At 37.8% G+C, this 13,796-nt stretch carries 9 protein-coding genes; 4 read left to right on the top strand and 5 right to left on the bottom strand.

The features are described 5' to 3' along the window. Positions 1–2 precede the first annotated feature (2 nt). From FGD67_RS13900 to FGD67_RS13915, 4 genes are all read right to left on the bottom strand, one after another. Positions 3–593, bottom strand: coding sequence for an arsenate reductase (azurin) small subunit (locus FGD67_RS13900; protein WP_257171729.1), 591 nt, complete (start codon positions 591–593; stop codon positions 3–5). Continuing rightward, entirely contained in the window at positions 590–1,912 is a 1,323-nt protein-coding gene (locus tag FGD67_RS13905) for a cytochrome-c peroxidase (protein ID WP_257171730.1), read from the bottom strand. Before FGD67_RS13905 ends, FGD67_RS13900 begins: the two co-directional genes overlap by 4 nt. A 12-nt stretch (positions 1,913–1,924) precedes the next feature. Then, entirely contained in the window at positions 1,925–2,935 is a 1,011-nt protein-coding gene (locus tag FGD67_RS13910; protein ID WP_257171731.1) for a cytochrome-c peroxidase, read from the bottom strand. Positions 2,936–3,387: 452 nt separating this feature from the next. Further along, positions 3,388–3,822, bottom strand: a complete 435-nt coding sequence (locus FGD67_RS13915) for an Rrf2 family transcriptional regulator (RefSeq protein WP_257171732.1) — start codon at positions 3,820–3,822, stop codon at positions 3,388–3,390. A gap of 472 nt (positions 3,823–4,294) precedes the next feature. Here FGD67_RS13915 and FGD67_RS13920 point away from each other — a divergent pair, with 472 nt between their 5' ends. Next, positions 4,295–5,332, top strand: coding sequence for an NAD(P)/FAD-dependent oxidoreductase (locus tag FGD67_RS13920; protein WP_257171733.1), 1,038 nt, complete (start codon positions 4,295–4,297; stop codon positions 5,330–5,332). A gap of 717 nt (positions 5,333–6,049) precedes the next feature. Further along, positions 6,050–9,358: a response regulator gene (locus FGD67_RS13925; protein ID WP_257171734.1), complete on the top strand. Its 3,309-nt coding sequence runs from the start codon at positions 6,050–6,052 to the stop codon at positions 9,356–9,358. Between the two features lie 440 nt (positions 9,359–9,798). Here the strand turns inward: FGD67_RS13925 and FGD67_RS13930 are convergent, their stop codons facing one another. Continuing rightward, complete coding sequence (locus FGD67_RS13930; protein ID WP_257171735.1) at positions 9,799–10,758, bottom strand: hypothetical protein; 960 nt, start codon at positions 10,756–10,758, stop codon at positions 9,799–9,801. 155 nt (positions 10,759–10,913) lie between these two features. Between FGD67_RS13930 and FGD67_RS13935 the strand changes: the two genes are divergently transcribed. Beyond that, positions 10,914–12,692: an acyl-CoA dehydrogenase C-terminal domain-containing protein gene (locus tag FGD67_RS13935; protein WP_257171736.1), complete on the top strand. Its 1,779-nt coding sequence runs from the start codon at positions 10,914–10,916 to the stop codon at positions 12,690–12,692. Between the two features lie 305 nt (positions 12,693–12,997). Beyond that, positions 12,998–13,717 (top strand): response regulator transcription factor, encoded by a 720-nt coding sequence (locus tag FGD67_RS13940; RefSeq protein ID WP_257171737.1) that lies wholly within the window; start codon positions 12,998–13,000, stop codon positions 13,715–13,717. Positions 13,718–13,796 lie beyond the last annotated feature (79 nt).

Genomic DNA, 13,796 nt, shown 5'->3' on the forward strand with positions numbered 1-13,796 from the left:
TCCTATCCTAACATCAAGTTGTCTGTGCGACCGAATAGCAGTCCCATAACGCCTACAGCGTATATATCATCACCATCAACCTCTAATAACACTTGTGGCAAACTTTCATAAGCTTGTCCTGAAACGATAATTCCATGACGTCTAATATCAAAGGTTGATAAATGCAAAGGGCATTGACCTACTGTGCGATGTTCACCAGTTACTTTATATGATCCCATTAAAGGACCACCTTGATGTGTGCACATATAACTAAAAGCGACGATATCTTTTTGTTTACCAACACCTCCTCCACACTCAATACCCGCTTTAATGAGCATAGCTTGTGAATTAGGGCCGTTATCTGGATAGTTAAAATCAAAGGTTTTATTATCTTTTAGTTGACTCATCGTCGCAATTTTCTTACGTGGATACCCTGTAACTCTTGCATTGATTTCTCTAGCGCTAGCAATTCCAGGAAAAAGTGAAACTGCAACCATAGTTGTTGCTGTTGCTACACCTGAATAAACTAAGAATTCTCTACGAGACACCATGCACTTGCCATGTTCAATCGCGTCATCTCTTGAGTCGAGTTTATCTGAATTTATAGTGCTCATTTTTTTGCCTCCAACAATTCTTGTTCGGTAAACAATGGTTGATAGTCTGGAATGTCAGGACGAGTAAGACCAATTTTATTTCCTGAAAAAGCCTCTAGAAAAGCTAGTAGTTGTGCTTTTTCTTGTTGATTTAATCCTAACGGTTTAATTAATTCGCTTTTATTGTGTGCGTAACCTGAAGTTCTTCCATCTTCGGCAATACCACCGCGATCGTAAAAGTCAACCACATCTGCCATAGTTTCTAAAGTACCATTGTGCATGTAAGGCGCCGTATACTTGGTGTACCGTAATGATGGCGTTCTAAAAGCTCCTTTCATATCTTTCATTTTTCCACGAAAGTAGACTCCAGGATCTGCTTTAGCACTACGATATAATGTTTCATTAGAACCTTTAGCGTACATTTCGTAACGGAAAGTTATTTGGGCTAAGGAGTCACTTTCCCAGCGCTTGTTACTTGGCACGCCAATATTGTAAAAAGCTTCGTCACTGGCTAAGGCACCATTATGGCAAGCAATACACTGTGCTTTTCCCTCAAATAAAGTCTTACCTTTGATTTGCTCTTCAGTTAGTGCCTGTTTATCACCTAATAAATAATTGTCTAGCGGTGTATCACGTTGTACTAAGCTGCGTTCAAAAGCCGCGATAGCTTTCCAGGCATTGCTAACTTTTGGCCAATCATCACCAAAGACTTGTTTAAAACGTTTAACATAATCAGGAACAAGCGCTAGACGAGCTTCCATCAAATCATCTTCACCATTTCCAGCAACAGCACCTTTTGCTGCACCTTTGGCTTGTGCCTCTAATGACTTGGACGAACCTGCCCAAAATAGTTTTCCATAATAGGCTGAATTAACTATAGTTTGTGAGTTTCTCCAGTGAACAGTTCCTGGATACCCCATTGAAATGTCGGCAGGAAAATCCCAACCAGTTTCAGGTAAATGGCATGAAACACATGGTGTTGAAGTATTTCCACCGAGCTTTCCGTCGAAAAATAACATCTTACCTAACTCAACTTTTTCTGGTGTCATTAGATTATCTTTAGGCTCAGGTACTGGACCTAAAGGCGCTAATGCTGGGTAAACTTTACCAGCCAAGTTAATGTTTTCTTGTTTAGGAATTTTTCTTGTTGCTTTAGCATCTATAATTAATTTAACTAGTGCTTGGTCAACATCATTATTTTTGTTGCTTACCTTTTTATTCGATATGTTTTCTGGCATTGGTGCTGCAACAGAAGTATTGGTATTACAAGCAGTTAACATCAATGGCAATATTAGAAAACAAGTTTTACTCAGTCTATTTCTTACTTTATTTGTATTCATTATTATTCCCACCTAATTTTTAACATCTAGCCAATTAGAAATGACTTCATAGTTATAATCGCTTTTCGTCCAAACATGCTTATCTGTCGTTAAAGGGGTGTCGCTAGAAAGTGATTTTAGAAATGAGACTAACGCCATTTGTTCGTGTTTGCTCAAGTTCAGTGGCTTTATACGTTCATCTTTGTTTTTATCTTGTTCGCCACCTGCATTATAAAAGGCCACAACTTCTTCAAGACTAGAAAACATACCGTTATGCATATAAGGCGCGGTATACTTTAACTCACGTAAAGTTGGCACCATAAACTTTCCAATATCACTGCCATCAGCCTTATGTGAACGGACATGAGCACCAACATCTCTTTTCAGATTCATATAATTCTCATTACCCATAAACATGTTAAAAGCGATAAATGCTTGATGTCGAGAGACATCAGTAAAAATGTTCAAGTTTTCAGGAACCCCAGTATTGTATGCATTACCATCTGAGAAGAGAGGTCCGTTATGACAGCCTGAACAACCAGCTTTGCCTTTAAATAACTCAAAACCACGTTTGGCAGTTGCAGTCATCTTATAGGTATCAAAAGGGGTTGTTGAACTCACTAAGCTTTTCAAATACTCAGGAATTGCTTTTCGAACACTGCCGTTTGAGGGTTCTCCATATCCTGCTTCTTTAAACATTTCGATATATATAGGATCTTGTTTAATACGCTCTTGCATTAATCGCATGTCCATATTCATGATGTAATCTTCAGTGATCATTTCACGAGTGACATCATTTAGGTTTGTACCTATTCGGCCATCATGCATCCAACTTTTTTTGAATGTTGTATTAATTAATGTAGGTGCATTTCTAAAAAGATTGTTTCCGGGGTAACCAGGGGATAATGCTTCTTTACTTGAAAATCCATTGTCTGGTTGGTGACAACTTGCACACGATGTGGATGTATCGCCTGAAAGTCTTGCATCAAAAAATAAACGTTTTCCTAGCGCCGCTTTTGCTTCATCGACCTTTACGGTTGGCAAATTTCCAAACCTAACGCTCTCAGCGTTAGAATTTGCCGTGATTAAGAAAAGGCTCAGCGCAAAGGGCATCAAAAAGCGACTTTTGTTCGCAGTAGGACCCATATTACTCTCCTGATTTTTAGTGTTATAAATAAAATTTACACGAGTTATTTCGTATTGAGTATTTACTTTAAGCAGATATTGAGCCATATATATTTTTGTAATAAATACAATGTGTTATGGTTTTTTGTTGGGCGATTTTAGGGAGGAGTGTAACGAAGTGTTTAATTTGTTTTAACGAACATGCAAATAGTTAAATTCATTTACGATGTTTCTCACAGATGCCTAGAACAGGCATAAAATAACTGGTAGGTGTCAAGTATCTTTAAGCATGTCATTAAGTTCAAAAAATTTAAGTGTTTACTATTTACGGATTAATGAATGGGAAGTCCAGCGCTGCTAAAATAAGTTATTTACACTGATAGTTTAAATAACTTAATAAGGTCCTCTTGTGAATCTGTCATTAAGTCGGCTAAGGTATATGCCTTTAGGCTGTCAATAAAAGCTCTTGTGGCGTCATTAAGGATTTGCTTAAATTTACAGGCAGGTAAAATTAAACATTTTTGTGTTTCGCAATCAACAATGTTGAGTGTACTTTCCAGCAAAATAACCATCTCACCAATATTTATTTCTTCAGGAGGCAATTTTAGGAAAAAGCCGCCCCCTTTACCACGCTGAGTTTCGATGATATTGGCTTTGCCGAGTTGATGCACGATTTTATTAACATTGTTTCTAGAAATGTCATATAAAGTACTGATTTTATCGATACTGGCTTTTTCACCGCTTGGCAAAAGAGCAAGGTAAATAAGAGTTCTCATACCGTAGTCAGTATGTCGTGTTAAGTGCATATAATTTCCTTTTTGTGCAGTAATACCTCAGACAACCTATGTCATTGCTGGCTGGCATACTATGCACCTCAGTTTCGAGCAAACTTTAAGATACCTGTTAGTAGTGGTCAACTAATTTTGCTTATTGCTAGTTAAGCGTAAAAACTCTGTTGCTTAGTTACCAAGTCAAATTGCTAGCAGTTGTAACTGCTATTTGTTCATGCTTAATAAATATTGCTTAGACAACAACCAGATAGATAGTTTTCCAGATTAGATTCTTGATAATCGGTAAGCGAATATAGCATCAAATCTGCGGGCTTCTTACTGGTATCTTTGGTTTCAACCGCTGTTAAGAGAGCAATTAATTTCTGAAAAATATTCATATGTTAAATACCCGTAATGTACATTTGACATGTATATTATATCAAATGTATATTAAGGTACATATTAAATGTATCTTTTTTTAGTCTCACTAAAGTAAGGAATTATCGCTATGAAAACTTTAGCAACGGATGTTGTCATTATTGGCGCGGGTCCTGTTGGCATATTTCAGATATTTGAATTAGGCTTACAGGGATTAAAAGCGGTAGTAATAGATAGTGTTGCAGAGCTGGGCGGACAGTGTTCTCAGCTTTATCCTGATAAGCCTATTTATGATATTCCAGCTATTCCTGTCGCGTCAGCTCAAGCCATTATTGATGGTTTAGCAAAACAGGCATCGCCATTTCAAGCAAAATATTTACTATCTAATAAAGTTATTGAAATAGATAAAGTCAGTGAGCAGCTATTCTGGGTAAAAACCGATAAAGGTATGTCGGTGAAATGTCGGGCAATTATAATCGCTGCAGGTAGTGGGGCTTTTGAACCCGTACGGTTAAAAGTTAAAGGTATTGAAGCATTTGAAAACCGTCAGCTTTTTTATCGGGTAAAAGATAAAAATTTATATACAGATAAAAATATTGTTGTTTTAGGTGGCGGTGACAGTGCTTTTGATTGGGCGTTGACACTGCAGCCTATCGCAAAAAGTGTGCTCTTGATCCATCGAACCACTAACTTTAGAGCATCTCAAGCGAGTATAGATAGCATGGAAAAGCTCTGTGATAATCATGAAATGCAATTTTTAAGTGGACAGGTTGTTGATTACAAAAAAGATGGTGATGTCCTTAATAAACTTATTGTGCAATCTTCTGGTATTAAAAGAACCGTAGATGTTGATCATTTATTAGTATTTTTTGGTCTTTCACCCAAAATTGGTCCTATCGCGGATTGGGCGTTAAAGATGAATCATCATCAAATTTGTGTCGATACTGAAAAGTTTCAAACATCAGTTTCTGGTATTTATGCGGTTGGAGATATTAACTATTACCCAGGTAAAAGAAAACTGATTTTGAGTGGCTTTCATGAAGCAGCATTAGCCGCTTTTGCCATTAAGCAATCCATGGATACATCGAAGCGTGTTGCGACACTTTATACAACTACAAGCCCTATATTACATAAATTAATCAACCCTGCGGATATTTCGGAGCAATAAGTGACCTGATATAACGTCGTTGTATTATCACCCTAAGGGCTAATAAATAAGACTTCATCAATTAAAATAAAGTCATCAAAAATTGCGGGCTTTATTTGCTTATTTTATTAACCATACCAAGGATAAATTAACACGTCTTGTTCTACATTTTTTTATTGAAAAGCAACAGAAATGGGGGGTTACCTCAAACATTGCTCGATTCTGAATCTGGTCGTGTCTTGAAGATATGGCTTGGTGAAAATATTGAGCACAAACTGTCAGGGATGATTGATGCATTACATAGCTTTGAAGGTTAGCGTTGATTTTGTGTTATCTATTACAGCAGCTATTATTTGTTGTGAATTATTGGTATATACAGTGCTTCGTTTATTGCTATATGATGCTAAGGTTGGTTGATGTTAAAATGCAGCACTTAGATATAAAAAAGCGTAATGAATAAGGCAAACTACTTTACTTAATTTCCTATAATCAATGCCTTAACAAGGTACTATAACCTCAGTTAGGGTTAAGCTACTTTACTCAATCATGCTATTTAAGCGTCTATCAGTGTTATTTTCACGGCCAATAGCTCGCTATTGGTTGGTAACAAGGCTTTGCTAAGCCGCTAAATTTCATCATTGCGGCTTTGTTAGGCTTTTACTTAAAGATATATAATGAATAATTTAGCCAAGAATCAAATGGTTATAATATCCATTAACCCGAGCTAAGGTTATTATAGTGTTTGCAAAAAACTCAAAAGAGCAGCTTTTTCAACGATACAATAAATCAGTTATTATCGTCTTCTCTGGCATTATGCTACTGACTTTTATTATTACGTTCTATAATTATTATCTTGCTCGTTTGTCACATCATGATGAAAAACTACTAGAGCTGACCGAGTACAGTGTACAACTTAATAAAAAGCTGGCTAGCACTGTGGAAACACTGACTGGCATCCGCGATTTAGCAGAATATTATCTCCGTTTTCCTGAAGAATTAGCCAATCAAATTCCGTCGTTACATCAAGAAGGTAAATATTTTTATCTTAATAAATCCAGACGAAGCTTAAGTACTCATAACCGTATCATGAGTGGTAATATCACCGGAATTGGTCAGCTTAATACCTTTAATCAAGCATTTAAAAATGAGCTAATTATGGCGAATGCATTAACTCCGGCATTTGTCACCGCACAAAAATCAATTAAAGAAGCAAACTGGTTATATTACATTTCAATGCAACGATTTGTGAATCTATACCCTTGGGTACCACGCAGTATTTGGCAATATAGTGATCAAAGCTTAACCAATAGCTTAATGATGAAGATTAAAGCTGCAAAAAATCGTGATGAAAAACTTTGGTCACAACCTTATGTTGATTCTGCAGGTAAAGGCCTTAACACGGCTTTAGGTCTGGGGGTGTATTTAGCCAATGAAATGAAAGGGGCGGTGTTAATTGATATTAATACCGCAAGCTTATACAACTATTTGCCTGACGTTCATGAGCAAGATCACGGCTATATTATTGTTGATAAACATAGTCATGTTTTATTGCATAAAAATAGTGCTAATTTAACACTGAGTACACGTACCGCTTTTAGTGATGCTGCGCCGGCACAATTAAATCAACTTAGTTACCAGTCGCTATTAGATCTTACGCCGAGCGCAGAAATTGGTGATTGGATTGTGCAACGAAAAAAGTTGTCGGTTAATGATTGGGTTTTACTAGAATACCATCAAAAAAATAATTTCTATGCGGTAATTAATCAGCGTTTTCTAACTATGTTTGCGAGTGTTTTCTTCGGTTTGTTAACTTTGTTAGGGCTTATTTATTATGTAACCTATCGCTCTTTTATTGCACCATCGAAGAAGTTTATTGCCCATATTGAAAATTGTTCAGCCGGTGATCCTGGTAAAATAAAACCTTCAGATGAGTGGCGTCATTGGTTTAAAATTGTTGAAGATCTCTTTGGGCAAAACCGCAGTTTGATGCAACGCTTAAAAGATCAAAATAATCAACTTGATCTAAGAGTGAAAGAAAAAACTCAAGCTTTATTTCACAAGAGTGAGCAGCATCAGCGTGATTATGCTTTGTTACGTTCTGTGATGGATGCAATTCCTGACTATATTCTTTTTAACGATCAACAAGGGCGATTAATCGGCTGTAACCAGGCCGTTGAGCAGTTAGTATTACAAAAAGAAGTTAATATTCTAGGCTGTCAAATTAGTGATTTTATTGCCACGGATTTAGGTGAAAAGGTTGCCCACAGTATCGGCATAGAGCAAGGAAAAAAATCAGCCACCGCGCATCAGCAAACCGTGTCAACCGAAGACAATACCTATGAAATTTATAAGGCTCCTTTTTATGGTGAGCACAGTACGTTACTTGGCAGTATCGTGCTTATTCGTGATGTTACTCAGCAGTTTGAAATTAACCAAGATCTGCAACGCGCGAAAAATCAAGCTGAAGAAGCAAACAAAATTAAAAGTCAATTTTTGGCAAATATGAGTCATGAAATTCGTACGCCTATCAATGCCATTCAAGGGATGTTTTTTCTCTTACAACAAAGTCGTTTAGATAAGGTGCAAGAGCAATATCTAAGCAATGCTGAAACGGCTTCAAATACGCTACTTTATCTGGTGAATGAATTACTTGATTCGGCCAAGGTAGAGTCAGGTAATATGTCTGTTCATCAAGAATTGATCGAGCTAGATAGCATTGTATCGCAAGCGCTTAATTTAAATATTGCGGCTTTAGTCGGTAAAGATTTAAGCTTAAAAGTTGCCATTGACAGCCAAGTGCCATTGCAAATCTACACTGACACTATGCGCTTGGTGCAAGTGCTGAGCAATTTGCTTAATAATGCGATTAAATTTACCGAACAAGGCACAGTGGAGCTTAGCGTGTCATTATCTTGTCAACACTCTGACGACGGTAGCACTTTGTTGCTATTTAAAGTCAAAGACACCGGTATTGGCATAGAAAAAACTAAACAGTCAGGATTATTTGAAGCATTTAAGCAAGCTGATGAATCTATGACCCGAGTATATGGCGGTACTGGTTTGGGGCTATCAATATGTCAACATATTGCACAACTGCTTGGTGGTGAAATTTCTATTGAAAGTACTTTAGGTGATGGGGCGGAATTTACCTTGGCACTACCAATGAATATGCCGAACCCTGTTGCCAGTAAAGCTGATTGCGCTAATAATTATTTAACTCAGTTTCAGTCGCAATTTTCTCGATGTACTGTGTTTAATTTAGCCGTGCATATACCCGATAAATTAGAGCAAAATTTTACTGATATCAATCAGCAGATCACCAAGATTAATGGCATCAATCAGCTAGAAAAGATAAGCGTTAGTGCACAAAAGCTACTCTTTATCGATAGCAGTAATTATCCTCAAGGTTTTAGGCAAAATGAGCTGAATATAATAAGGCAAGAAGTTACAGTACTTGCTTTATGCCAGCCTGTAGCCAGTGTTATTTCATTTGAGTTACTAGAGCAGTTAAACCACCATAGCATTAATTATTTATTGTTAGAAATGCCATTGTATCGAGATGTTATTGCCAAGCTAGCCAAAGAACTTACTCGTTTATCCTCACACTTACCGTTAGTTAACGCTAAACCAGAGACTAACGTTATCTCGACAACAACAGCAAGTTTGGCCGGGTTAACAATATTACTGGTAGAAGATAACCTTGTTAATCAATTGGTTGCAATTAAGTTATTAGAATCAATGCAGGCTGTTGTGGTTGTCGCGCAAAATGGGCAAGAGGCGCTAGACAAGTTACCCTTGCAAAATATTGATATTATCCTGATGGATATTCAAATGCCTGTAATGGATGGCTTAACGGCAACCCAGCATATACGTGCTCAGTCGCAATATAATGATTTACCTATTATTGCTATGACAGCACACGCTCGTGAAGAAGATAAGCAGCAATGTTTAGCCGCAGGAATGAACCTGCATATTTCTAAACCGATCAGCCTTAATGCTTTACGCGACAGTATTTTATCGCAGTTAACAAACCGCAATTCGGGTTAAGCTACTTTATTCACTATGCTATTTTAGCGCTTACAAGCGAAATGGCCAACAGTGACACCAAGTCGATTAAGTTTGCTCCCCAAGGTTGATTTTAAAAGGCTTACAGGCCGCGTTATTGACGTCGATAAGGTGCCACAGGGATGTGAGTCATTAGAATAACGCAGGAGCAGTTGTACAGAATAACCATTATCGAAATCAATGCCTTACCCACATGGATGTAGGTACTTAGGTTTAGTCTGGAACGGTGAACCTGTGCCGTTAAGCTTTTAGGTGTCACTGAGTCGGAAGAAACTTCGTAGAATTGGTATGAGTAGATAAAGAAGCAAGTGTGAATTCTATTTAACTGACCGTCTAATACCAAACTTATTAGAATTGGTATAAAAGCCGTTTATAACTTATTGAGATGAACGTGAATTACGGGATGTGCTGTTGTGATATTTTTACTCATCCGACTCAGCAAAAAAAGCCTCAGCATAATAGCGACCATTACGTATGGCAAACTCAGCATCAGACGATAATTCGCCAACACGCATCATTGCAGGACCGGTCGGCTCAGCTAAAACATAAGCCAAACCATCAACTGTAATCGTCAGTTCATCCTCTTCTTTGGGAATATTTATTGCAAGTAGCGCATGGTTATCAATAAAAACTAACATCATTTTAATTCGTGGCATTAAGGCTCTAAAAATAGCTGCGGTCAGGGTAACTTTACTATCGCAATCGCCTTGATTTTGCCAAAGCGTTTGTAAGGGAGGATTAAAGCCAGCACCTGTTGAGGTCACTCTCGACTCTAACGTAGCATAAGGAATACTTTGAACAAATCCGAGCACATAGTCACTGACTTCTCGCACATTTAATATAGAAACACTGGCCAAAATAAGCGGCTTGAGTGACGAAAAGTCAGCAACAGATTCTTGTGCAAAACGGACATGGTCGGGTTTTATTGCATAGTTATTATCATATGAAAGAAACTGGGTGTAGAAGTTACGCGTTAAATGTTCATTCACTAGCTCTTTCTCGAGCTGAGCAATAGTTTGGTATGCTTGGTCAACAGTTACTTGATTTTTACCGCTAATATCTACTTGTAAATTACCTCCCCGATTTAAAAATCTTACTTTTACATTGGCGATAGGATTTTGTTGTAATTTTTTTCTAAGTTGATGATTGATATATTTTTTTGCGTGCTTAGCTTTATAAGCTTTAAAGTTCCTAAAACGCTCAAATATAGCCGCTTTGCCAATTGAAAAACTCAGGGATTGCACTTGTTGAGCCTGATCTAACCATTGATAGTTGAATTCTACCTGTTGATCGATAATTTGCTTTCTAAAATCAACTTGCTTTGCCCAAACAGTATTAGGAAAACATATTATTAAAATACCCACAAGCGCAAGAAATTTCACAATAAACCTATATAAGTAAATAGTAACAGCTCCTAGCTTACGTTAAATATTACAGGCATGCGAATTTCTAGTTATCGCTTTACTTTTACTGCGTTTGATATATATTCAAACAAGTGTTTTAATTATTTGTTTAAATTACCTGTTCGGAGAATGTAATGGCTGACTATCAAGTGCCTCTAAAAGATATGAATTTTTTGTTATATGACGTATTTAATGCCGATAAATTATGGCAGTCATTACCAACACTGGCTGATCGAGTTGATCGAGAAACTGCTGAAGCTATCTTGCAAGAGTGTGCAAAAGTGACCGAACAAGAAATAGCGCCACTATCTCGTAATGGCGATGAAGTCGGTGTTGCTTTTAATAATGGCAAAGTTACTACGGCACCAGGCTACAAGGAAGCTTTTAATACTTACGTTGCTGGCGGCTGGACATCACTCGGTGGTGACCCAGATTTTGGCGGTATGGGTATGCCTAAAATGTTGACTGCATTTCATGAAGAAATGTTATGTTCAGCAGATATTTCCTTTTCGCTTTACCCCGGCTTAACTGCTGGTGCAGGTCTATCACTAGCAAAACATGGTAGTGAAGCGTTAAAGCAACGTTATTTAACTCGCATGTATGCCGGTGATTGGAGTGCTAGCATGTGTTTGACCGAATCTCATGCCGGTACTGATTTAGGCATGATCAGAACTAAAGCGGTGCCGCAAGCGGATGATAGCTACCTTATTAGTGGTACGAAAATATTTATTACTGCCGGTGAGCACGATTTAACTGAAAATATCATTCACTTGGTGCTAGCTAAATTACCTGATGCTCCTGCTGGCCCTCGTGGTATCTCGCTATTTTTAGTGCCTAAATTTCATGTTAATGATGACGAATCACTTGGCGAACAAAACAAAGTCAGCTGTGGTTCGATTGAACATAAAATGGGTATCCATGCTTCGGCCACTTGTGTGATGAATTTTGATGGTGCTAAAGGTTATTTAGTTGGTGAGCTTAATAAAGGCTTAGCTTGCATGTTCACCATGATGAACTTTGAACGTATTGGTGTTGGTATTCAAGGATTAGGAGCTGCGGTACGCTCCTATCAAAATGCTTTAGAGTACGCTAAAGATAGAATTCAAGGGCGTTCTTTATCGGGTGTTAAGTCGCCAGATGCACAGGCAGATTCATTGCTGGTTCATGGCGATGTGCGCCGTATGCTACTAAATATGAAAGCGACGAATGAAGGTTCACGTGCTTTATCAACGTATATTGCCATGCAGTTAGATATTGCCACTTATGGCAGTGGTGAAGCACAGCAGAAAGCTGATCAGCTTGTGGCGTTGATGACACCGATTGCGAAAGCATTTTTCACGGATCTTGGTTTTGAAAGTACAGTGGCCGGCCAACAAGTGTTTGGTGGTCATGGCTATGTTAGAGAATGGGGACAAGAGCAACTAGTGCGAGATACCCGTATTTCACAAATCTATGAAGGCACAAACGGTGTGCAAGCCATGGATTTATTAGTACGAAAAGTGGCCGGTAGTAAAGGTCAGTTAGTGCAAGTTTTTCTTGATGAAGTACGTAGTTACATTCAAGAGCAAAAAGCGGACGCTATGCAAGAATTTACTCAACCTTTAGCAAGTGCCATTGATGAGCTTGCAGACTTAACCGAATATTTATTGACGGCAGCGCAGAGCTCAAAAGAAGAGCTTGGTTGTGCGGCGAATGATTATTTACATGTCTTTGGTTATACCTCGATGGCCTATATTTGGGCTAAAATGGCTGAAGTGTCATTCGCAGCAAGTGACGATAGTGCATTTCATCAAAGTAAAATTCATACCGCTCGTTATTTCTTTTCGCGCTTATTACCACGTTGTCAATCGTTGATCACATCAGCAAAATCTGGTCAAAGTGCAATGTTTGATATCCCTGAAGAGCTGTTTTAAGTTCGGTCTTTATTTAACTCGATAAAAGCCAATTCAAAAATATTGAATTGGCTTTTTTGTCTTTATTCAGTGTATAAATAGCTTCACCTCACTCTGGCTACCGCTTAGCTTAAGCGAAGATGACATCGAAAAATAAATGCGTTTAGCATCATTATTAACGCGGCTATAAATCAAGTTACTTTACTTGTACTGAGATTACATTTTGTTACTGCCTTAGTAACATAATCATACTTTTTTGCTGTTTTATTGCACTATACTGCGCCAACTTAAATTAGTGCTTATTTGTGGAAGAGAAAATATTGGGCTTGAATAACGTAATCGATGTCAATAATAGGGTGAAAAAAATACTATTAATTGAAGATGATCGCATGGTTTCTCACCTAATAAAGTCATTCTTAGAGAAATCTAATTATCTCGTCCAACAGCTTTTTAGTGGCGATTTAGCACAAGAGGCTATTTTAACCTATAAACCTGATTTGGTAATTCTGGATATTGGCTTGCCTAAGATAGATGGTTTTGATGTTTGCTATGCCTTGCGAAAAATATATCAGCAGCCGATTATCGTCTTAACAGCTCGAGAAGCAGAGGAAGATCAACTTAGTGCTTTTAAGCTTGGCGCAGATGACTTTATTTCTAAGCCAGTATCGCCTAGAGTATTAAAAGCAAGGCTTGACGCCATGTTACGTCGTCAATCAGTGCATCAAGTTCGTCAATTAAATGTTAACAAATTGGGCAATATTGCGCTCTATCAACAAGCAAGTAAATGTGAAGTTAATGGTAATATTATTCCTTTAAGTTCTTTTGAGTTTCAATTATTGGCTCTGCTAACCCAAAATGCAGGCCAAGTGATGACACGTGATACTATTTATAGCACTTTATTAAGCCGGCAATATAATGGTGTTGAGCGTACCGTAGATGTTCGTATTGCTAAGTTACGTGACAAACTATTGCATGCGGGAATGACAGATGTGCGTATTGAAACTGTTTGGGGACAAGGCTATATATTAAACGAAACAGCCGCGTAATCTTTGCTATTTCGATTAGTTTTTGTTCACTAATAATTAATTTTTAGCGGCCAGTTAATCAGTTTTATTGCCCTAGATA

Source organism: Colwellia sp. M166 (assembly GCF_024585285.1).
GTDB lineage: Bacteria > Pseudomonadota > Gammaproteobacteria > Enterobacterales > Alteromonadaceae > Cognaticolwellia.